We start from the raw sequence: 21,191 nt of genomic DNA on the forward strand, positions 1-21,191 counted from the left end.
CCCCTGTATGCCCCGTTGAAGGGGCTTCGTTATCCTGCGGGGTGCCATGTCTCTCCTCCCGTCACACGATGACCCGAGACGCCACCGGCTGTATGCGCTCAAGCGCGCCCCCGGGCTCCGGCACCATGGCAACACCGCCCTGCTGCGCCTGCTGAGCCAGAGCCAGGACGTGGCCTGGGCACGCGGCGCGGTGCTGTGCCGGGAAGGCGAGCCCGCCGAGGGCTTCTTCGTCCTCCTGGAGGGAGAGCTGGAGGTCCTGCGCGGCGGCGAGCCCCTGATGACGCTCCAGCCCTGCGCGCCCCTGGGGCTGGAGGCCCTGTCGAGCGGACGGAGCGCCTTCACGGTCCGCGCGGCGGTGGACTCCACGGGCCTCTTCATCTCGAAGGACGCCGTGGCGGGCCTGCCGCGCGCGGCCCCCGGCGCGCCGGAGCAGCCCCGGGCCCGGGCGGAGGTCATCGCCTTCGAGAGCGACGTCCCCGGCGCGCCCCTGTCCTCGCTCATCGAGCTGGTGGCGAAGGTCATCCACCGCGACTTCGGGGACCGCGTGCTGCTGCTTCGGACCGCGTCTCAGCGTGGGACGGACGTGCTCGTCACGAAGGGCGCGGATGGCGTCTTGCGCGCCACGCTGCCACCGCCCGAGCCCGGCGCGCCGGGGCTGCTGCCGCCATCGCTCCTCCAACGGCTCACGGCCGAGCACGGCCTCCACTACGTGCTGCTCGACGGGTGCGGCGTGGCGGACGCGACGCTGCTGGGGAAGACGGCGCGGCTGGTGCCCACGTTGAGCGCGCGAGCGACGCCGGGCCACCGCGTGCTCCCCACCGTGGTGGTGGACCCGTGCCGCACGCCGCGCGAGTCGGAGCTGAGCGGTCAGGCGCCGCGGCCCCAGTGGCTGCCGCCCTGCCCCTTGCGGCTGGGCATGGAGCGGATGAAGCGGCTGCTCGTGGATGACCGGCCGCTGGAGGCCACCGCGCTGCGCGCCGCCGAAGAGGACGCCCTTTCGCGTTGGGCCCGCGCCCTCACCCACCGGCGCGTGGGACTGGCGCTCAGTGGCGGAGGGGTGTGGGGCTTCTACCACGTCCACCTCCTGCGCTGGCTGGTGGGCCAGGGGGTGCCCATCGACATCATCAGCGGCTCCAGCATGGGCTCGCTGGTGGGGGCGTACTTCTGCGCCAACGCGCTGGACGGGAAGAGCGGGCTGGAGGGGCTGCGGCGGCTGGAGGAGCGGGCCGTGAGCCGTCAGCTCTCCCTGGCCGCCACGGCCGCCATCCTGACGACGTACTCGCTGGAGCGCTTCGTGGAGCAGGACCTGGGCCGCGTCTGTCTGGAGTCGCTGCCCACCCGCTTCCTGCCCGTGACGACGGACCTGACGCGCGGAGACTGTGTGGCGCTGGAGCAGGGCCCCGTGGCCCTGGCGGTGCGCGCCAGCGGCTCGGCGCCCGGCATCTGGGGCCCCACGGTGGTGCCTCCCGCGCGGTATGTGGATGGCGCCTTCACCAGCATGGTGCCCGCCCACGTGCTGCTGGATGCCGGCGCGGACATCATCTTCTCCAGCAACATCTTCCCCTTCGGCGTCCGGCACGCGTCCCCTCCGCGGCAGTCGGGGCTGGGGCGCTTCCTGGCGGGGCTCAACCCGGTGGCGCGCGCGCTGGACCTGGCGGCCAGCGGCGTGCTGCTATTGCACCGCAGTGGCGACGTGGAGAGCCTGCTCGCGGACGTCCGGTACGACATCCATTCCGCGGAGGCGCCGCTGTTGACCGCCATGGAGTTCACCAAGGCCCGCGACATCCTCGGCCGGGCAGCGGCGGATGCGTCGCTCGCGAAGCGGCTGGAGGAGATGAAGCAGCACTGGCTCCAGGTGAAGGCCCGAGGCGCTCGCGCGCACATCCCGCGGGGAGGACAGCAAGCCGCATGATTCCCGTTCGCATCCTGGGCACGGCCAGTGTCCTGCCCGGGCCCGCAGTGACGACCGCGGAGCTGTGCGCGCGCGTGGGACGTGACGCCGCGGAGGTGGAGCACAAGACGGGCATCCGCACCCGTCACTTCGCGCCGCCGGGGACGAAGGCCGCGGACGTGGCGGCGCAGGCGCTGCGCGGCGCGCTGGAGGCGGCGGGGCTGGAGGCCCGGGCGCTGCGCCGCATCCTCTGCGTCAGCTCCATGGGCGGCGACGTCACCACGCCCGCCACCGCCAACCGGGTGGCGGCGGCGCTGGGCCTGTCGGGGAGCTGCGACGCGATGGACCTGAGCAACGCCTGCATGGGCTTCCTGAGCGCCTTCGATCTGGCGGCGCGCTCGGTGGCCACGGGGCTGGGGCCGGTGGGCATCGTGTCGGTTGAGCTGCTGTCGCGCACCACCACGCCCGAGGAGCCCCGGCCCTACCTGGTGCTGGGTGACGCGGCCGCGGCGGCCGTGCTGGGCGCGGGCCGTCCGGGCGAAGGCGTGCTGGGCGTGGCCATGGGCAATGACGGCACGCTGCCCACGGACGTGGTGCTGGAGAACCCGACGGCCACCGGCAAGCTGGAGCGGATGCGCTTCCTGACGCCCAGCAAGGAGATGACACGCGTGGCGCTGGACGCGCTGGTGCGCGCGGCCCACGCGGCGCTGGACGAGGCCGGCGTGGCCCTGCCCGATGTGGAGTGGGTGCTCACGCACCAGCCGAATGGCAGCATGCTGGAGGCCATCCTCCAGGCGCTGGAGGTGTCACCGGAGCGGAGCGTGCGCGTGGTGGACACGGTGGGCAGCGTGGGCTCGGCGTCGCTGGGCACCAGCCTGGACCGGCTCCTGCGCACGCGGCCGGTGAAGCCCGGGCATCGCATCCTCCTGGTGGGCGTGGGCGCCGGCGTGGCGCATGGCGCGGTGCTGTACCAGGTGGGCGGATGAAGCAGGCGGGCGGTTGGCCCCTGGCGGCATGGCTGACGACGTTCCGGCTGCTGCGCCGGTACCACCGCTACGAGGTGGTGAACCTGGAGCCGCTGCTGCGCCCCGGCGCGAAGCTCATCGTCGGCTACCACGGGCGGCCCCTGGCCGTGGACCTGTGCATGCTGACGGTGACGCTCCACGAGCGCCTGGGCTACCTGCCGCACGGCGTGGCGCACGGCGCGTTCGGCTCGACTCCGGGGCTGCGCGCGGTGGCGGATGGGCTGGGCTTCGTCACGGGGGATGACCCTCGGCTGGCGGAGGCGGTGGCCCGGGGCGAGCACGTGTTGTTGCAGCCGGGCGGCACGCGCGAGGGCTGCCGCGACTTCCGTCACCGCTACCGCGTCGACTGGGGCGAGCGCATGGGCTACCTGCGCCTGGCGGTGCGCTACCGGCTGCCGATTGTCCCCGTGGGCGGCAGCGGCATGGACGACGCGTACGTGGGCCTCAATGACGGGTACGCGCTGGGGCGAAGGGTGGGAATGCCGGCGCGCCTGCCGCTGTGGCTGGGCGTGGGCGCCACGGGCCTGTGGCCCTTGTCGCTCCCCTTCCCCGTGAAGATGACGCAGTGGGTGGGCGAGCCGCTGACGCACCATCTGGAGCCGGGCTTCGACGCGGGCGACCGGGACGCGATGCGGGCGGTGCACCAGGAAGTGGCGGGTGCGGTGCAGGGACTGCTCGACAGGGCGCGTGGCGTGGACCAGGACAGGACACGGAAGGCGGTGCAATGAGGGAAGGCTCCGAGGCGCGGGAGTGGGCGCTCATCCTGGGTGTCTCATCGGGGACGGGCGCGGCCATCGCGGAGGCGGTGACGCACAAGCCAGGACTGAATGTCTTTGGCGTCCACCGGGGCCGGTATGCGGACGGCGCCGCGCAGTTGGAGCAGCGGATTCGAGACGCCGGTGGGCGCCTGGTGACGTGGCAGGCGGATGCGTCCACCCCGGAGGCCGCGGAAGCCGGCGTGGCGGCGCTGCGGGAAGCCGCTGGGCCTCGGAGCGTGAAGCTCTTCGTGCATTCGATTGCAGGGGCGTCCGTGGGGCACTTCCTGTCCCAGGGGCAGGACCGGCTGCACGCGCGCCGCATCCGGCGGACCTTCGACACGATGGCGCACTCGTTCGTCTTCTGGGCGCAGGCGCTGGTGGAGGCGGACCTGCTGGCGCCGGAGGCGCGCCTCCTTGGATTGCAGAACCCGCTGGACGAGACGCACCTGGGCAACACGGGGCTCATCAGCGCGTCCAAGGCGGCGCTGGAGATGTACGTGCGCTACCTGGCCATGGAGTTGGGCCCGCGAGGCCACCGCGTGAACCTGCTGAAGTTCGGCACGGTGATGACGCCCGCGCTGAAGCACGTGTACTCACCCGAGGCCCTGGCGCGCCTGGAGGCGGCCCACGCGCGGATGAATCCCGCGGGACGCATGGGCACGGTGGAGGAAGTGGCCCGCTTCGTCACGGTGCTGGCGGGTGAGGAGGCGGGGTGGTTCAACGGAGCCACTATCGACTTCACGGGTGGGATGACGCTGCGGCTGTTGGATCTGGTGTTGAATTCGTGACGTCACCACGAGAAGCACGGAACTCAACAAGCTCGTGACGCGCGGCAAGTAGCGGTTGGAACGACATCATGCCGAGTCGCTTCTTCAGAATTGCCGAGAACATCCAGACCGGGAACTGGTACCTGGGGGACCCCGAGAATTCACGCGGCCAGGAAGTCGAAGACCCTTTGATGTTCAGGGCGGGGCAGCCCGTCCGGGTCGAAGGGCCTCTACACGTCCCAATCGACGAGCCGGGCAGAGCCCTGGATTTCTCCCTAGCTGGCGTGGGGCTTGCCCCCATCGTTCACGTCAAGGTGGCCACCGTCTTCACGGAGCTGGCTCCAGGCGATGTGCAGTCCCTTCCCGTGAGCATCAAAGGCCACCCGGACCAGTTCCTCATCCTTGTGGCGACGAAGCGCATCCGCTGCATCGACGAAACAGTCGCCCAAGTGCAGTTCTGGAAGCCGGAAGACGGGCTGCCCGCGAAGACAGGTCAATACTACGCGGTAGATGACTTGCACATCGACCCCAGCAAGGTGGGTGACGCCAAGGTGTTCCGCACGGAAGGCTGGACCATGGCGCTCATCGTCTCCGAAGACATCAAGCGGGCCCTGGAGCGCATCAAGGCCACCGGCGTGAAGTTCACCCCCGTGTAGCGCCCGCCCTCCCTCCGGACAAAGTAGATAGCCACAAGCCCCGAGACGAATGCAGGGACCTTACCCCTTCCTGCTCCACCTAGACTTCGTTCAGGAACATTTTGCGACAGACTTAGGCGATACGATGTAGAATCCTTCCCCGCAAGCAAGGCCAACTTGATCGTCTCCTCCTACTTCGGCGCTGCTCCACTGGACAGAGCCCACCGGCAATGCGCCGCATCTGGAGAGATGCTGCTCACCGTTCAGGGTCGTGGGGGAACACACTTGAAGAGGCGCCCGGCGCCGTGGTCGACTGTGCGCCTCTACACCCTCTTTGATAGAGAAGGCACTTGGAATGACTGTTCCTTCCCCCCTGGACATCGCCATCACGCGATACGTCATTCCACTTGATATTAAGCTCAGAGCCAAGTTCCAAGGCTTGAATGCGCGGGTCTTTACGAGCCCTCGGCTAAAGCGCAAAGGCCACTTCAGCAGTCCCAAGTGCGGATACCTAGTCATCGACATAGAGGCCCAACTCGATCAGATTGACGGAGTGATTGAGAGTGCGCGGCACTCACGCCCTCGACTTCTCATCCTGCTCGGCATCCTAAGTTTCCTCAGCGGACACTCCTTTGATGTTGGCGATCCGGAGGAGTCAAGCTGCTCCATCATTCCCCAGCGAAGGCGATGGAAGAACCTGTCCCTCAAGGCAGAGGCTTTCTTCATAAACGGGCAAGACAGAACACGCCACCTACTCCAACTCTTGCAAGTCTTGGCCTCAGACCAAGAGAACACCCTCCGGCTCACCGCCTCATTGTTGGACCGGTGGCGAAAGGCACTCTTCCTTGAACACCAGGGCGATTCCTCCACCGCCTTTCTCGAGGATTGCTTCCTGGCATACTTCCACGTGCTGGAACTCCTCGCGAACTATCGTCAAAAGGAGCAAAGCGTAGAGGCAAAACAAAAGCTCGACTCTTTCCTGCGAGAACTCCTGGACAGCACCCTAAAGCTCAGAGGCGAGCATCTAGAGCAAAGCATCAGAAGATGGTCGGGCCAATTCGATCCGTTGATGGCAGCCACTCAATCCGCCGGCTCAAAAATCAAGTATATCCTGGAGCGATACGGGCTACTGGATCTCAAGACCGACGCATTGATCGACCAACTGGTCAAGGTGCGCAATGCCATCGCCCATGGCCAGCAAGGATACCGCAGATCGGTTCTCTGGCCTGTCCCTGCCTTCTTCCCGCTTCATTCCGATGTGGGCGCGTTTCTCGACTTCGTGAAGATCCTCTCGGCTCGCAGCATCTCCGCTCAACTGGGTATGGATACATGGGATCAAGAGTGGAGAGAGCTCCATGACGAACTGCATCCGCCCGCAGACGTCGTCTCCTCCTTCATCCAGAATCAGGCTTTTCGCCCCCTCTCGCCCGGTGACTTCATTCAGGGCCGCGTTGATGGGGTCCGTCCATCTTCTATCACTTGGTTATACATAGACGGACGGCTCAAGCTCTCGGCCTTGGAGCAAGCACTCCAGGAGGTGCTGATGCATAGTCGGCCCACAGAACGCCTCGTCAACGAACTCTTCCTCGCCGCTGTCATTCTCGCCGACTCAAGCAACAAGGCTCTCGCAGCATGCTGTCAGCGCCTAGTGCTGCTTGCCACAGAGAAGGACTGGAGCGGATTCTCCAACACAAAAGATGCCCTAAGAACACTGGAGTTTCAAGGGCGCGCGCCCACGTGGTTTCGCAATTGGCTCACAGAACGAAGCCTGCGTGCCCTTATGCCTCCCATCCACGAGGACTGACTGCAGAGAAGGAAGCTTAACACTACTGCGTCAGGGGCCCGAGGGGTGGACGGGGAGGCCGAGCAGGCGACGAGAGGTGCGGTGCTGGTTGGCGCGGTGGCAGGTGGGACAGCGCGGCAACCAGGTGGCAATCACCCGCGCCATCGCGAGTCGTGCGGTGATGAAGCTGTCGTGGAAGTGGCGCTCAGGCCGAGAGGGGCTGCGCGTGGGCTTCAGCCGCCCTTCGGGCCGAGGGGGGAAAACGCCGCGTGCGTTCGGCCACGAGGAAAGCGTAGCAGCACAGCGCGACGGAGACGTGGTGATGCCAGCCGGGGTAGCGGCGGCCTTCGTAATGGTCCAGCCCCAACTCCCCCTTGAGGTCTTCGTAGACGCGCTCGGTTCTCCATCGCTGCATCACCAGACGGATGAGCTGCCGCTTCGTTCGTCCTTCTGGCAGGGAAATCAGGAAGTAGTTGGCGGGCTCGGGCTCGCCGTCTCGCCATTCAATGAGCAACGTCAGGGGCTCCTGCTCGCGCTGGGGGACGCCCGCGGCGACGACGCGGCGCAGGGCAAAGCGTGCTGACAAGGCGTCTTGCGTGCCCTGGCGCCAGGTGCACCGTCGGAAGCCGCCTCGTTCATGAATGCGCCAGGCCAGGTCCGAAACGCTTTGCGCGTCCTTTCGAGGACGGCCCTTCGCGTCCAGGAGGCGGACGCCCGTTTGCGCAGCCACCGCGACGGCGTAATGCAAGCCCAGCGCGCGAAGGCGCGCACGGAAGTCGCTGGAGTTGCCGTAGGCGCTGTCCGCCAGGAGGACTCCTGGCGCCACGCCGTCCTCCACGGCCCGCTCAATCATTCGCAGCGCCAGTTGAGGCTTGGTTTGGAAGGAAACCTCGGCGGGAATTCGGGCCTCGCGGCGGCGCGCCTCGTCGTTGGCCCAGCACTCAGGGAGGTACGTATCCGCTGCACGAGCCCCGTCTGGAGGGGATGAGCCGGAGCGCGCAAGGTGGCGCGCATGGCGAATGCGGAGCTGTGGAAGAAGCGAGTGGAGGAGTGGCGCACCAGTGGGCTGAGCGCGGAGGAGTACTGCCGTGGGAAGGAGTTCACGCCCAGCCCGCTGTACCGGTGGTCGAGTCGGCTGGCGAAGGCGGGGCGTGGAGAAGCGGAGGCGGCGGTGCCGCTGGTGAGGCTGGTTACTTCCCCGGCCCGCGAGGAAGCCGCACCTGGTGCAGGACTCGTCGTCATTGAGGCGCACGGGGCGCGGGTGCTGGTGCCCGCGGGGGCGGACGTGGCGACGGTAGGCGTGGCGCTGGCGGCGCTGGGTGCGGTGAGCCGGAGCGGGCCGCGATGATTCCGCACGGCGTCGAAATCTTCCTGGGCCTGGAGCCGATTGACTTGCGCTGGGGCTTCGAGCGGCTGTCTGGGTTGGTGGAGGAGAGGCTGGGACGCAAGCCGCGCAGCGGCGCCCTCTTCGTCTTCTTCGGCAAGCGGCGCACGGCGCTGAAGGTACTCTTCTACGACGGCACGGGGCTGTGCCTCTTTTACAAGCGGCTGGACACCGGCTGCTTCCAGGTGCCGCGAGGGTTGGAGGAAGGCGCTACCAGCCTGGCGGTGGAGGAGCACGTGCTGGAGGAGTTGCTGGACGGGCTGCGCGTGGAGGCGCCCAGGCGCGGCCCTCGCCCACATTGAGAGGAGCCGGGCGCACCACCGCGCGGGGGCACCAGGCGGGTGTCGACAGCGCGGTGGTGAGTGGTTACAAGGCCACGGTGTCCACGCACGAGTCTCCCATTTCCGCGCAGGCGCGCATCGCCGAACTCGAGGCGCTGTTGAGCGCCGAGAGGCAGCGCGCCGCGCAGTTGGAGAGGGAGCGGGACGTGCTGAAAGCCTCGCACGAGAGGCTGCGGCTGGAGTTGGAGTTACTCAAGCGCCGCCTCTTCATGGCCAAGGCGGAGCGGGTGGACACCCAGCAGTTGGAGTTGGAATTCGCCCAGAAGCTGCGCGCCCTGGAAGAGGTGGCCGGCACACTGGGCATGGCCTCGGCGGAGGCGTCAGGCGGCGCGGGGGCGAAGCAGAAGTCCAAGCCCAAGGGCCGGCGGGACTTGAAGAGTCTGCCGCTGGAAGAGAGGCGGGTGGTGATTGCGGACCCTCTCTTCGACGAGCTGGTGGCCCAGGGGAAGGCGGAGAAAATCGGCTTCGAGGAGAGCTGCAAGCTGGCCTGGCAGCGCGGCGGTATGCGGCGCCTCGTCATCGCCCGGGTGAAGTACCGCACGGTGGGGGCCGACGGGGAGGCCACGCTGGCCTCGGCCATGGCGCCCAAGGAAGTCTTCTTCCGCTGCCTGGCGGCGCCCTCGCTGCTGGCCCACCTGGCCACCGAGAAGTACTGCGACGGGCTGCCGTTGTTCCGCATGGAGAAGCGCCTGGCCCGCGACGGCGTGGCGGTGGACAGGGGGACGATGGCGCGGTGGCTGGAGGACATGGGCGCCACCCTGGGCACCACCGTGGTGGCCGCCATGCGCGAGGAGGCGCTGGCCACCGCCTTCTGCATCGCCACCGACGCCACGGGCGTGGCGGTGCAGCCGGCCCCCGCCGAGGGGCCTCGCCAGGCGTGCCGACGCGGCCACTACTTCGTCCAGGTAGTCGACAGGGACGCCGTCTTCTTCGAGTACACGCCGAAGGAGACGAGCGCCGCGGTGCTGGAGCTCTTCAAGGGCTTCAAGGGCTACGTGCAGGCCGACGCCAAGAGCGTCTACAACGCCCTCTTCCGTCCCGCCGAGGACGCGCCCGCTGACGGCGAGGAGGGGGTGTGTCAGGAGGTGGCGTGCTGGGCGCACTGCCGCCGGGGCTTCTGGGAGGCGGCGACGGCCAAGGACGTCATCGCCAGGGAGGGGCTGGCGCGCATCAGTCGCCTCTTCCAGTTGGAAGCGACATGGAGGGACAAGCCCCCGGAGGAGATTCACCGGCTGAGGCATGCCCACCTGCGTGCGCACGTGGACGCCTTCTTCGTCTGGGCCCAGGAGGAGTACGAGAAGGTGCGGGAGCAGCGCGGCCTCTTGCGCCGGGCCCTCGGTTACGCCGTGCGCCAGCGCGAGGCGCTGCGCTGCTTCCTCGACGACGGACGGCTGCTGCTTGAGAACAACCGCTCCGAGAGAGAATTGAGAAGGATTGCCGTCGGACGCAAGGCCTGGCTCTTCGTCGGGAGCGATGACCATGCCGAGCGCGCCGGCCACCTCTTCACCCTCATCGCCACCGCGCGACTGCACGGACTCGAGCCCGAGACCTACCTGCGCGACATCCTGCGCGTGCTGGCCCACTGGCCCCACCAGCGCTACCTCGAGCTCGCTCCCAAGTACTGGGCCGCTACGCGCGCTCGCCTCCTCCCCTCCGAACTCGACGCCGAGGTGGGCGAACTCACCGTCCCGGCGCCGGTTGCGGCCTCGCCCGAAGAGCAGTCGTCGCCGCGCTGAAAGCGTCCCATTCACGCCGCCAGCATGCGGCGTCCGTCCGGCCTACGGAAGACGGGGCTCGTGCAGCGCATACGGAGGTACAGCTCGAAGTCGAGGGGCAGGTGCTCGGTACGCGTGGCCACGCTGAGGCTGACGCCAATCTGGCAGTTGGCCACCTTCCCCGCCGAGCCGGTGTACTGCCGCTGGACACCCACCGAGTGCTTGCCCTGCTTGAGGAAGCCCGTGTCGTCCACAATCCACGCTTCCACCGACTCCCGCCGCGTCATCGCCTCCAGCGCGTACCTCGCCGCCTGGCGCCGCACCTCCCGGTCGCTCCACCTCGAGTCCACTGCGAAGTGCAACAGTCGCTGGTGCATTGCATCCACCCGCTCGGGGTCCGGACACGCCCGGGCGGCGATGGGCTCCACGCTCTTGCGCTCCCCCTCGCCCAGCAGGCCCATGGCGTAGAGGGCGAACGAGCCGCGCCGGCTCTCCTCACCCAGCACGTCGCCAATTTGCTGGAAGTACCTCTCAAGCCGCTGCACCGCGGCGGCGTTCATGAAGGAGTCCATCTCTCCTTCATGAGTGGGGCCGCTAGTGGCAGATGCAACCATGACCTGCCAGCCCAGCCCTCCATCACCCACTCCCCCTTCGGCCTACCCCTGACGCAGTAGTGTTAACACTACTGCGTCAGGGGCCCGAGGGGTGGACGGGGAGGCCGAGCAGGCGACGAGAGGTGCGGTGCTGGTTGGCGCGGTGGCAGGTGGGACAGCGCGGCAACCAGGTGGCAATCACCCGCGCCATCGCGAGTCGTGCGGTGATGAAGCTGTCGTGGAAGTGGCGCTCAGGCCGAGAGGGGCTGCGCGTGGGCTTCAGCCGCCCTTCGGGCCGAGGGGGGAAAACGCCGCGTGCGTTCGGCCACGAGGAAAGCGTAGCAGCACAGCGCGACGGAGACGTGGTGATGCCAGCCGGGGTAGCGGCGGCCTTCGTAATTGTTGCTGAGCACGGTGGTTGAGGGAGACCGGCCGGATTTCGGACCGACTCGTTGATGGGAAGCGGGCGCGAGCGGACGAATTGCCCATCAGCGAGCCGGATTCTTGCGAGTCACCGTCGTTGAGGTCCGCTGGCGCACCGTAGAGAGGGCGGGGCGCAGCGTGGAGCTGCTACCGCGGCTGGAGCGAGCCGGCGGCGAGTAGGCGGTGGGAGGGGTGTGGCGACACCCCTACCCACCAATGCCCCGCGAGAAGACTGTGTGGAGAGTTTCGCGGAGCCCCCGAGGAGTCATCCGAAGTCAGAGAGGAGTCAAGTCCTGGGCCGAGGAAGTGCCCTCGGTGGACGCGGTGCGTCCGGCCCGCTGCCCGGAGTGCGGAGCGGCCAGCAGGCCCGTCGGGGGGGCGCTGGGGCTGCATGGGCATGGGCTGCGTCAGCGGCAGGTGCTCGGGCCGCTGGAATGGGGAGACGCCGCGCGGGTGCGAGTGGTGGCCGTGCGCCGCTTCCGTTGCACCGCGTGCGGGGCGACGTGCACCGTCTGCCCCCGGGAGGTGCTGACGCGGCGACTGTACGCGGCCACGGCCATTGGCCTGGCGCTCGCGCTCTTCGGGCTGCTCTCGCGCCCGGTGGCCGGGGTGCGTGCGCAGGTGAGTCCCTGGCGCGTGGTGGGCCCTGGCAGCGTGGGGCGTTGGTGCGCGCTCGCCGCGTGGGTACGGGCACTGCCGCGAGGAGGGCTCTTCCGTGCGCTGCCCGCATGCCCGGAGGACTGGAGCTCCCGGCGCATCGCGGCGCGGGCGGCGGCTGCCCTCGCGGCCCAAGCGCCCGAGGCGGTAGGGCCCAGCCCTCCACCGCTGCACGTCCTGGCGCCCTTGGGGGCCGCGCACGCAGCATGAGGGGCTGCCCACGCCTCCGAGTGCGCGGCACCCCCGCCTTCCCTTCCCACCCGACAGCCCCGCTGCGCACCCTCCTGGGGCCCCGGCACCTTCCCGGCCCTGGCCCGCCCTCTCATTCCTCGCGGCGGGCTGCCTGGAGGAGTGCATGGACGAGCTGTCTCCCAATTCTCACGCAGAGGCCGTGGCCGTCTTTCGCCACGGCGTCATCGGCGCCCTGACTCAAGCCGAGCTCGACCGCGGCCAGTTGGCGGCGGCGCTTTCGCAACTGGCCACCCAGCGCTTCCGGCCCCCTGGGGCGGACGCGACGCGCAGCTTCTCGGTGCCGACGCTGGAGCGGTGGTACTACGCCTTTCGCAGGCGAGGACTGGCGGGACTGACGCCCCAGCCTCGGCGCGACAAGGGCCGGGCGCAGGAGGTGCCGGGGCCGCTGCGCGAATTGCTGTGCGACATCCGCCGCGAGCACCCTTCGGCGTCCGTCGCCCTCATTTTGCGCACGCTGGTGGCCGACGGGCGCATGCAGGGGGGCGCCGTCTCCGCTTCCACCGTCCGCCGCCTCTTCCACCAGGAGGGCCTGGACAGGGTGGCCCTGCGCGACTCGGCGGGGAGCCGCACGCGCCTGAGGTGGCAGGTGGAGCGCCCCATGGCCCTGTGGCACGGGGACGTCTGCCACGGCCCCGCGCTCGAGGTAGGCGGCAAGTCCCGCCCCCTGCGCGTGCACGCCCTGCTGGACGATGCCAGCCGCTACGTCGTGGCCCTGGAGGCCCACCACTCCGAGAGGGAGGTGGACATGCTGGGCCTCTTCGTGCGCGCGCTGCGCCGTCACGGCAAGCCGGACGCCCTCTACCTGGACAATGGCGCCACCTACCGGGGGGACACCCTGGCCACCGCGTGCGCGCGTCTGGGCATTTCCCTCTTGCACGCCAGGCCCTATGACGCGCCCGCGCGCGGGAAAATGGAGCGCTTCTGGCGCACGCTGCGGGAGGGCTGCCTGGACTTCCTGGGGCCGGTGGCCAGCCTCCACGACGTCAATGTCCGGCTGTGGGCCTTCCTCGACGCGCACTACCACGCCGCCGCGCACTCGCGTCTCGTCGGCCGCACGCCCGCGTCCGTCTTCGGGGCCCACCCGCGCGCGCCGGACGGCCTGGACGAGAAGGCCCTGGCCGACGCGCTCACCGTGCGCATTCGCCGGCGCGTACGGCGAGACACCACCGTGGCGCTGGACGGCGTGGACTACGAGTTGGACGCGGGCCACCTGGCCGGACGCCTCGTCTTCCTCTGCCGCACCCTGGTGGACGCCGACGCGGCGCCCTGGGTGGAAGTGGACGGCCAGCGGCTGCCCCTGCACCCGGTGGACGCGGTGCGCAACGCCCGCAGAGAGAGGCCCTACCGCAAACCGCACCTCGACGAGACGGCCCCACGCCACCCGGCCTTCGCGCCGGCCCAGGCGCTGCTGGACAGGGCTGTCGGCCGCCCTCCCGCGCACGCGCAGCAGGACGGAGGTGACGAATGACGCCCGCGTACCTGGGCCACTTCGGCCTCACCTTCGCGCCCTTCTCCAAGGAGGTTTCGGACGCGGACTTATGGCTGCCCACCTCCAAGGCCGCCCTCGTGGAGGAGTTGGGCGAGGCCCTGCGCAACCGCGCCAGCGTCGTGCTCACCGGCGAGCCGGGCGTGGGCAAGACGTGTGTCTTGCGAGCGCTGCGACACCGGCTGCCTGCCCAGGGCTTCCGTCTGACGTACTGTCACAACGCCACCCTGGGCCGCCGCGACTTCTACCGCCAGCTGTGCCTGGCGCTCGGCCTCAAGCCGTCGGCCACCGCGGCCGCCGTCTTCTACTCGGTGACGACTCACGTCGAGCAACTGGGCGCCGAGAAGCTGCACCCCGTCTTCCTGCTGGACGAGGCCCACCTGCTCCACCAGGACGTGCTGGACCACCTCCACATCCTCCTCAACTACCAGTGGGACTCACGCGCGCTGCTCTCGCTCATCCTCGTCGGGTTGCCCGAGCTGGAGTCACGCATGGTGCGCAGGCACAACCGCAGCCTCTACTCGCGCCTGCACACCCGGCTGCGCATTGAGCCACTCACCCCAGAGGACACCGCGGAGTACCTCCGGGTGCGGCTGGCCCGCGCTGGGTGCGACCGCGAACTCTTCGCCTCGGACGCACTCGCCATGCTGCACGAGGCGGCCAGTGGCGCGCTGCGTGACGTGGACCGGCTCGCCACGGCGGCGCTGCGCGAGGCCGCTCGGCGAAGGAAGAAGCTGGTGGAGCGCGACGTGCTGGCCCGCGTGCTCGACACCGTCGGAATCGACGAGCCGTAGAGTTTGAAAGCATCACGGGCTTGCGCGCTACGCGCGCTCGCCCTTGATGTCCATCACGCTGCGCGGCGCGCTGACGCGCGCCTCCAGCGATGGCCATCAACCAGCCGGATTACCCGGCCATCAACAAAGCTGCGCGGCAACAGTAATGGTCCAGCCCCAGCTCCCCCTTGAGGTCTTCGTAGACGCGCTCGGTTCTCCATCGCTGCATCACCAGACGGATGAGCTGCCGCTTCGTTCGTCCTTCTGGCAGGGAAATCAGGAAGTAGTTGGCGGGCTCGGGCTCGCCGTCTCGCCATTCAATGAGCAACGTCAGGGGCTCCTGCTCGCGCTGGGGGACGCCCGCGGCGACGACGCGGCGCAGGGCAAAGCGTGCTGACAAGGCGTCTTGCGTGCCCTGGCGCCAGGTGCACCGTCGGAAGCCGCCTCGTTCATGAATGCGCCAGGCCAGGTCCGAAACGCTTTGCGCGTCCTTTCGAGGACGGCCCTTCGCGTCCAGGAGGCGGACGCCCGTTTGCGCAGCCACCGCGACGGCGTAATGCAAGCCCAGCGCGCGAAGGCGCGCACGGAAGTCGCTGGAGTTGCCGTAGGCGCTGTCCGCCAGGAGGACTCCTGGCGCCACGCCGTCCTCCACGGCCCGCTCAATCATTCGCAGCGCCAGTTGAGGCTTGGTTTGGAAGGAAACCTCGGCGGGAATTCGGGCCTCGCGGCGGCGCGCCTCGTCGTTGGCCCAGCACTCGGGGAGGTACAGCTCGAAGTCGAGGGGCAGGTGCTCGGTACGCGTGGCCACGCTGAGGCTGACGCCAATCTGGCAGTTGGCCACCTTCCCCGCCGAGCCGGTGTACTGCCGCTGGACACCCACCGAGTGCTTGCCCTGCTTGAGGAAGCCCGTGTCGTCCACAATCCACGCTTCCACCGACTCCCGCCGCGTCATCGCCTCCAGCGCGTACCTCGCCGCCTGGCGCCGCACCTCCCGGTCGCTCCACCTCGAGTCCACCGCGAAGTGCAACAGTCGCTGGTGCATGGCATCCACCCGCTCGGGGTCCGGACACGCCCGGGCGGCGATGGGCTCCACGCTCTTGCGCTCCCCCTCGCCCAGCAGCCCCATGGCGTAGAGGGCGAACGAGCCGCGTCGGCTCTCCTCGCCCAGCACCTCGCCGATTTGCTGGAAGTACCTCTCAAGCCGCTGCACCGCAGCGGCGTTCATGAAGGTGTCCATATCTCCTTCATGAGTGGGGCCGCTGGTGGCAGATGCAACCATGACCTGCCAGCCCAGCCCTCCATCACCCACTCCCCCTTCGGCCTACCCCTGACGCAGTAGTGTTAAGTACGGCACTAAAGACTCCTGAACGAATCCAAAACGGAGCAGGAATGGGCAAGGCCCCTGCATTCGTCTCGGAACTTGTGGCTACCCATTTAGAATGAGCTGGGGGCGAGCTCCGTCGACGCTGCGGGGCTATCGCATCCGGAATGACAGACAGTAATAGAACGACGCCACCTGCTCCTCGATGACGTCGAATGCGCCCGGAGGCAGCAGCTCCCGGGGACAGTGTGGGTTCCACGAGTAGAACGTGATGGCGCGGAACGCGGCGCGCTGGAGCAGCGAGGGCCGGAAGGCCGGGTCCAGTTGCTCGTCAACGACGACCAGCGGCGTGCCCGGCTTCGCCACGCGCGCCATCTCCGCCAGGGCCTGTGCGGGGGCCCGGTAGCCGCCAATGCCTCCCACGTGAAACACCCGGTCGAACGACGCATCCGGGAAGGGCAGCGCGTGCGCGTCCGCCATCATCAGCCGCACGCCCTCGAAGGCCCCGGAGCGCAGCCGCCGCTTGCAGTGCTTGAGCATGCCCTCGCTCAGGTCCACGCCCCACACCTCCACGTCGAGCCCCGGCGGCAGCCGCTCCCGCAGCAGCGGCAGGTTCGCGCCCGAGCCCACGCCCACCTCCAGCACCCGCACCGGGCTCCCGTCCTCGTGCGGCGTCAACGCACCAAGCGCCACGCGGCGCATGTACCCCGCGCGCATGCGCGCTTCCGACACGGACTGGAGCACCGGCGTCAGCAGCGTCGTCAGCGGGTCATGCAGCACCGGCAGCCCGTCATAGATGACGCGCATCAGCCGGTCCGTCCCGCGCACCGCGTCCTCGCGGTACAGCCGCGCCATGCCGCGCGCCACGCTCCACGCCTCGCCGCAGCCACCGCAGCGCAGCCGCCCGTCGCGGATGCGGCCTCGCGCCTCCTGCCCGTGGAACACCAGCGTCCCGCCGCACGCCGGACACGCCAGCAGCGCCACGTCTCGGACACGCACCCCGTTCATGAGCGCGCCAGCGCCTCCGCGCGGACCTGCTCATCCCGCATGCCCAACCGGGTGAACAACTCCACCGCGCGCTGCTGGTGGCCCCACCGCGCCGGGTCCTCCGCCGGCAGGTGTCTGCCCAGCGCCAGCCGCGCATGAGCCTCCTCGAAGGCCTGCCCCTTCCTCGACGCCACGGCGATACACCGGCGCCACGCCTCGAAGGCCCGCGAGGCATCGCCATCCAACCAGGCCTCGAAGCCACGCCACAGGCGCGACGCGGCCTCGCCAAAGGGAAACACCTTCGCGAAGACGTCCGCCTCGCGGCGCGCCGCCTTGGCGCTGGCCACCAGCGACGCATCCGCGCCGCGCTCCCACAGCGTCAGGAGCACCTCCGCCACCGTCATGACGCCGAAGTAGACGAAGTGCGCCACGGGCTTGCCCGACGCCATCCTCGCCAGCGCCTGCTCCGCCGCCGCCCGGGCCCCTTCCGCGTCGCCCTCGCGCAGCCGCAGCAGCGCCAGCGTCCCCTCCACGATGATGCGGTCCGTCTGGCCGCCCTGCGCCTCCGTCCACGCCAGCGTCTGCTCCAGCGCGGCGCGGGCCTTCACGTGGTCCCCCAGCCGCAGGTGGATGTGGGCCTGGTAGTGCAACGCCCAGTGCTCCGTCTGGAGCGCCCCGCGCCGCCGCGCCGAGTGCTCCAGCCACGCCATCAACGGCAGCCCCCGCGCGAACTTCCCCTGGTAGCAGGACACCACCGTCAGCAGCGCGCGGCACTCCTCCGCCAACCGCAAGTCCCCCACCGAGTCGACGATGCCAATGGCCCGCTCCAGCCACGCCTCCGCCTCCGGCCACCGCGCCACGTACGCGCCATACACGGCGTTGCGGCACAGCACGAAGGCCAGGTCCGCGGGGTTGCCCACGCGCTCGGCCACCTCCAACGCGCGGCGGGCCCACGTCTCCGCCACCGCCCGGATGGGCAGCGTGCCCGCCACCACCGCCATGCTCGTGTAGCCGCGCGCCAGCTCCGGCGACGCGCCCGCCGGCTCGCACAGGTTCAACGCCCGCAAGCCGGCCCAGAGCACCGGGAGTGCCTGGTGCGCGTAGATGAACGCGTCGAGCAGCCGCATCAACAGCCGCCCCGCCACGCGCCGCACCCGGCGCCGCTCCTCCGTCTCCTCGTCGTAGTCCTCCGGCCGGGAGCTCTGCGCCACCCGCAGCACGCCCTGCCCCAGCGTCCCCAGCGCCCAGCCCAGGCGGCTGGAGGGCACCGGCCAGCCGAAGTGCCGCAGCGCGCGCTCCGCGTGCTCGCGGAAGGCCTGGAGCTCTCCCAACTGGAAGCGCGTCTCCGCGAGGAGCGCCTCCAGGTGCCCCAGCGTCAGGGCATCGCCACCCGCCTGGGTTACCCGCTCCAGCGCCCGGCTGAGGAAGGGCAGGGCCTCGCGGCACGCGCCCACGCGCAGCGCCTCCTCGCCCGAGCGCCGCGCATAACGCGCCTCGCGCAGCGCGTCCCCCGCCAGGCCCCAGTGGTAGGCGAGCGCCGCCGTCCACTCGGCGCCATGCCCATGCGCCGCCTCCATCGCCAGCGCGGCGCGGCGGTGCAGCGCGGGCCGCTCCTCCGCGGACAAATCCTCCAGGACGCCTTCGCGCAGCTTGTCGTGCGCGAAGCGCCAGCGCCCATCCGCCACGTCCAGCACCGCCGCCGCCGCGCAGTCCGTCAACCAGCGCTCCACGTCCACGTCCGGCGCGGCCCGCCGCAGCAGCGGCACGTCCACCTGCCGCCCGACGATGGCCGCCACCCGGAGCAGCTCCCGCGACGGCACCGGCACCTTGTCCAACCGCCGCTGCACCAGCCGGCGCACGCCACCGGCGAAGACGCGCTCGGGCAACGCCATGTCGCCCAGGCGGTCCAACCCGCCCGCCTCCTCCGCCAGCGCGCGCACCACCTCCACCAGGAAGAAGGGGTTGCCCTCCGTCTCCTTCAACAGCAGGTCCACCAGGTGTGGCCGTGCGCCGGGCGCGCCCAGCATGGACTGACTGAGGCTGGCGACCTCGCCCGCGTCCAGCCGCGGCAGCCGCAGCAGCGACAGGCCCGGCAGCATCGAAGGCAGCGCGGGCGCCTCGTCGTCTCGGAAGCTGCCGATGAGCAGCAGGCGCAGCCCGTGCGCCCGCGTGGCGAGCCGCGCCAGCAGGTGCAGGGACTCGCCGCCCGCCCAGTGCAGGTCCTCCAGCACCACCACCACCGGCTGGGACAGCCGTGAGAAGACGTCCTCCACCACCTGGAGCAGCCGCGCCTGCACCATGTCCGCGTCCACCTCGGCCGCGTTGGGCACGGCGCGGCCCAGCAGCGCCTCGAGGTCCGGCACCAGGGGCTTGAGGCTGCTGGCCTCGCGCTCACTCAGCGGGGTGAGGATGGCCAGCCAGCGCAGCACCGGGCGCCACTCCTGATACGGACTGCCGCCCGCCGCCACGCCCTGGCCCCGCAGCACCACCGCGCCCTTCACCAGCGCCAGCGCGCGCAGCTCCTCCAGGAGCCGCGACTTGCCCACGCCGCTCTCGCCGCCCACCAGCCACGCGCCGCCGCGGCCCACCATGGCCGACTCCAGCACCGTGGCCAGCCGCGCCTGCTCCTCCACCCGGCCCACGTAGCGCGCGGCCTGGAGGAAGCTCTCCCGCGTGGAGGCGGACTCGGGCGGCACCGGCTCACCGGTGGCGGCGCAGAGCTCCGCAATCACCGCGTCCGCGCCGCGGGGCCGCAGCTTCGGGTCTGGCGACACCAGCCGCTCCAGCACGTCCTTGAGCGCGGGCGGAAAGTCCGGCGGCGAGGGCACCTGCCCCGCATGCGGCAGCCGGCCGAACATCATCTGGCTGGCCATGGCGCCCACGCTGAAGAGGTCCGTCACCTCGGAGGGCGGCTGGTCCTCGAAGAGCTCCGGCGCCAGGTAGCCGAGCGTGCCGCCCGGCTGCGCCCGGTGGACGTGCTCGCGCCCCACCGCCAGCCCGAAGTCCACGACCTTCACCTGCCCGTGCGCCACCAGCACGTTGGCGGGCTTGAGGTCGCGGTGGATGATGCCGCGCCGGTGCAGGTACGCCAGCGCCATCAGCGTCTGCACCAGCAGCCCCACCTGCACGCGCAGCGGCTGACCCGTGCCCGCGCGCACCAGGTGCCGCGCGTCCTCCAGCAGGTCCATGGCCAGGTACGGCCGCCGCTCGGCGTCGAAGCCGTAGTCCAGCACGCTGATGACGTGCGGGTGGCGCAGCGAGGCGAGCGTCTGGAATTCGTGCGCCAGCGACAGCGCCAGCTCGTGCCGGGCAATGGAGGACGGCGTGTTCTCGCCTTCGGGCGGGAGCGGCAGCCGCGCCAGGTCCTCCAGCGTCTGGTGCAGCCGCTTCACCGCGACGGGCCCCGCCAGCAGGTCCTGCGCGCGCCACACCGTGCCCGCCGCGCCCCGACCCAGGTAGTCGAGGATGCGGTAGCGCCCGCCCACGACCTCGCCCTCCGCGTGGCGACGCGCCGCATCCTCCGGCGGGTGCCGGGTTTCTTCTGGAAGTTGCCGCATCAGTGGGGGGCCGCCCGCCCGGATGATAACGGGAACGACTGGCGGCGGTAGGACTGATTCCAGAAGCACCGTAATGCCCGGCTCACCGGGCAAATAAGGTGAAGCCTGGGCGACAGGTCAGCCACTACCCAGGCACGGGCTCAGCCCCCGCCGAAGACACTGGCCAGGCTGCGGCCGCCCTGCACCGCGCCGTAGAAGAGGACGCCGAAGTAGGTGAGCGTGCCCACCGTCATCCCATGCCCCATGAGGATGAAGTAGCCGTCGCGCTGGAGGATGCCGATGGCGAAGAAGAGCGCGGCGAGCGCGGGCAGCGTATTGCTGAATGGAATCAGGCCAAAGGGCATCATCAGCAGCACGCCCGCGAAGAAGAGCATGAAGCCGTTGAAGCGGTTGGTGCTGGAGCCATGGGTGAGCGCCAGCAGCCGCGGCTTGCTCAGCCGGTCCACGTACTTGGTGAAGACCTCCGCGCCCTTGTCCAGCGCCGGCGCCAGGTTGGTGCGCAGCAGCGGCTTGTCCAGCAGCTTGCGGGGCAGCCAGGGCGTCCGGTTGAACGTCACGCCCACGCCGATGAGGACGATGAGCAGGCCGAACACCGTGGACACGCCCGGAATCGACACGGGCAGCAGGAAGGGGAAGGTCAGGATGCAGCAGAAGAGGAGCAGGCCCTGCTCGCCGCACGCCTGCATCAACTCCCGCACCGTCAGGGATTCGGGCAGCCGCGCGGACAACTCGCGGAGGGTGGCGGAGAGCTGGGCCTGGGTGTCCGAGAAACCCGTGGACGATGAGGGGGTAGGCGAAGGCGTCGACATTTCAGGCCGTCACTACCACGGCCCATCCGCCGAT

At 69.9% G+C, this 21,191-nt stretch carries 15 protein-coding genes and 4 pseudogenes; 12 read left to right on the forward strand and 7 right to left on the reverse strand.

The window, feature by feature from the left end:
* The first annotated feature begins 46 nt into the window (after window positions 1-46).
* The 6 genes from MYMAC_RS35035 (at window position 47) to MYMAC_RS37095 (ending at window position 6,880) form a co-directional block, all read left to right on the forward strand.
* Complete coding sequence (locus MYMAC_RS35035; RefSeq protein WP_095961227.1) at window positions 47-1,912, forward strand: patatin-like phospholipase family protein; 1,866 nt, start codon at window positions 47-49, stop codon at window positions 1,910-1,912.
* Window positions 1,909-2,877 carry a 3-oxoacyl-ACP synthase III family protein gene (locus tag MYMAC_RS35040; protein ID WP_095961228.1) on the forward strand — a complete coding sequence of 323 codons (969 nt, stop codon included), beginning with the start codon at window positions 1,909-1,911 and terminating at the stop codon, window positions 2,875-2,877. The genes MYMAC_RS35035 and MYMAC_RS35040 overlap by 4 nt, the downstream gene beginning before the upstream one ends.
* Window positions 2,874-3,644 carry a lysophospholipid acyltransferase family protein gene (locus tag MYMAC_RS35045; RefSeq protein WP_095961229.1) on the forward strand — a complete coding sequence of 257 codons (771 nt, stop codon included), beginning with the start codon at window positions 2,874-2,876 and terminating at the stop codon, window positions 3,642-3,644. The genes MYMAC_RS35040 and MYMAC_RS35045 overlap by 4 nt, the downstream gene beginning before the upstream one ends.
* Window positions 3,641-4,462 (forward strand): SDR family NAD(P)-dependent oxidoreductase, encoded by an 822-nt coding sequence (locus MYMAC_RS35050; RefSeq protein WP_095961230.1) that lies wholly within the window; start codon window positions 3,641-3,643, stop codon window positions 4,460-4,462. Before MYMAC_RS35045 ends, MYMAC_RS35050 begins: the two co-directional genes overlap by 4 nt.
* Window positions 4,463-4,530: 68 nt before the next feature.
* Window positions 4,531-5,097, forward strand: a complete 567-nt coding sequence (locus MYMAC_RS35055) for an imm11 family protein (protein WP_095961231.1) — start codon at window positions 4,531-4,533, stop codon at window positions 5,095-5,097.
* A 334-nt stretch (window positions 5,098-5,431) separates the two neighbouring features.
* Window positions 5,432-6,880, forward strand: a complete 1,449-nt coding sequence (locus MYMAC_RS37095; RefSeq protein ID WP_157770495.1) for a hypothetical protein — start codon at window positions 5,432-5,434, stop codon at window positions 6,878-6,880.
* Window positions 6,881-7,064: 184 nt separating this feature from the next.
* On the opposite strand, the pseudogene MYMAC_RS35065 reads toward MYMAC_RS37095, so the two are convergent.
* Window positions 7,065-7,817 (reverse strand): annotated as a pseudogene (locus MYMAC_RS35065) (IS701 family transposase); the annotation flags it as partial.
* 54 nt (window positions 7,818-7,871) lie between these two features.
* On the opposite strand from MYMAC_RS35065, the gene tnpA reads away from it, so the two are divergent.
* The 3 genes from tnpA to tnpC are packed head-to-tail and all read left to right on the forward strand — an operon-like array spanning window position 7,872 to window position 10,320.
* On the forward strand, window positions 7,872-8,207 hold the full coding sequence (gene tnpA, locus MYMAC_RS35070; RefSeq protein WP_095961233.1) for an IS66 family insertion sequence element accessory protein TnpA: 336 nt from the start codon (window positions 7,872-7,874) through the stop codon (window positions 8,205-8,207).
* Window positions 8,204-8,545, forward strand: coding sequence for an IS66 family insertion sequence element accessory protein TnpB (tnpB, locus tag MYMAC_RS35075; protein ID WP_013938504.1), 342 nt, complete (start codon window positions 8,204-8,206; stop codon window positions 8,543-8,545). The genes tnpA and tnpB overlap by 4 nt, the downstream gene beginning before the upstream one ends.
* Window positions 8,542-10,320, forward strand: coding sequence for an IS66 family transposase (gene tnpC, locus MYMAC_RS35080; protein ID WP_239989206.1), 1,779 nt, complete (start codon window positions 8,542-8,544; stop codon window positions 10,318-10,320). The genes tnpB and tnpC overlap by 4 nt, the downstream gene beginning before the upstream one ends.
* A 29-nt stretch (window positions 10,321-10,349) precedes the next feature.
* Here the strand turns inward: tnpC and MYMAC_RS35085 are convergent.
* Together MYMAC_RS35085 and MYMAC_RS38780 are read right to left on the reverse strand one after the other, a co-directional pair.
* Window positions 10,350-10,859 (reverse strand): annotated as a pseudogene (locus MYMAC_RS35085) (IS701 family transposase); the annotation flags it as partial.
* A 284-nt stretch (window positions 10,860-11,143) separates the two neighbouring features.
* Window positions 11,144-11,296: pseudogene (locus MYMAC_RS38780) on the reverse strand (IS701 family transposase); the annotation flags it as partial.
* A 334-nt stretch (window positions 11,297-11,630) separates the two neighbouring features.
* Here MYMAC_RS38780 and MYMAC_RS35090 point away from each other — a divergent pair.
* From MYMAC_RS35090 to MYMAC_RS35100, 3 genes are all read left to right on the forward strand, one after another.
* Complete coding sequence (locus tag MYMAC_RS35090; RefSeq protein ID WP_095961234.1) at window positions 11,631-12,182, forward strand: hypothetical protein; 552 nt, start codon at window positions 11,631-11,633, stop codon at window positions 12,180-12,182.
* A 145-nt stretch (window positions 12,183-12,327) separates the two neighbouring features.
* Entirely contained in the window at window positions 12,328-13,692 is a 1,365-nt protein-coding gene (locus tag MYMAC_RS35095; protein WP_239989207.1) for a DDE-type integrase/transposase/recombinase, read from the forward strand.
* The gene (locus tag MYMAC_RS35100; RefSeq protein ID WP_095961235.1) at window positions 13,689-14,504 is read left to right on the forward strand and encodes an ExeA family protein; all 816 of its coding nucleotides are present in this window, start codon (window positions 13,689-13,691) and stop codon (window positions 14,502-14,504) included. Before MYMAC_RS35095 ends, MYMAC_RS35100 begins: the two co-directional genes overlap by 4 nt.
* Window positions 14,505-14,646: 142 nt before the next feature.
* Here the strand turns inward: MYMAC_RS35100 and MYMAC_RS35105 are convergent.
* The 4 genes and pseudogenes from MYMAC_RS35105 to MYMAC_RS35120 form a co-directional block, all read right to left on the reverse strand.
* Window positions 14,647-15,708: pseudogene (locus MYMAC_RS35105) on the reverse strand (IS701 family transposase); the annotation flags it as partial.
* A gap of 249 nt (window positions 15,709-15,957) precedes the next feature.
* Entirely contained in the window at window positions 15,958-16,812 is an 855-nt protein-coding gene (locus tag MYMAC_RS35110) for a methyltransferase domain-containing protein (protein ID WP_095961236.1), read from the reverse strand.
* Window positions 16,809-20,348, reverse strand: coding sequence for a protein kinase domain-containing protein (locus MYMAC_RS35115; RefSeq protein WP_239989209.1), 3,540 nt, complete (start codon window positions 20,346-20,348; stop codon window positions 16,809-16,811). The genes MYMAC_RS35110 and MYMAC_RS35115 overlap by 4 nt, the downstream gene beginning before the upstream one ends.
* A 140-nt stretch (window positions 20,349-20,488) precedes the next feature.
* Window positions 20,489-21,157, reverse strand: coding sequence for an exopolysaccharide biosynthesis protein (locus MYMAC_RS35120; protein ID WP_013937097.1), 669 nt, complete (start codon window positions 21,155-21,157; stop codon window positions 20,489-20,491).
* Between the last annotated feature and the right edge of the window lie 34 nt (window positions 21,158-21,191).

The sequence above is a fragment of the Corallococcus macrosporus DSM 14697 genome (assembly GCF_002305895.1).
Classification (GTDB): domain Bacteria; phylum Myxococcota; class Myxococcia; order Myxococcales; family Myxococcaceae; genus Myxococcus; species Myxococcus macrosporus.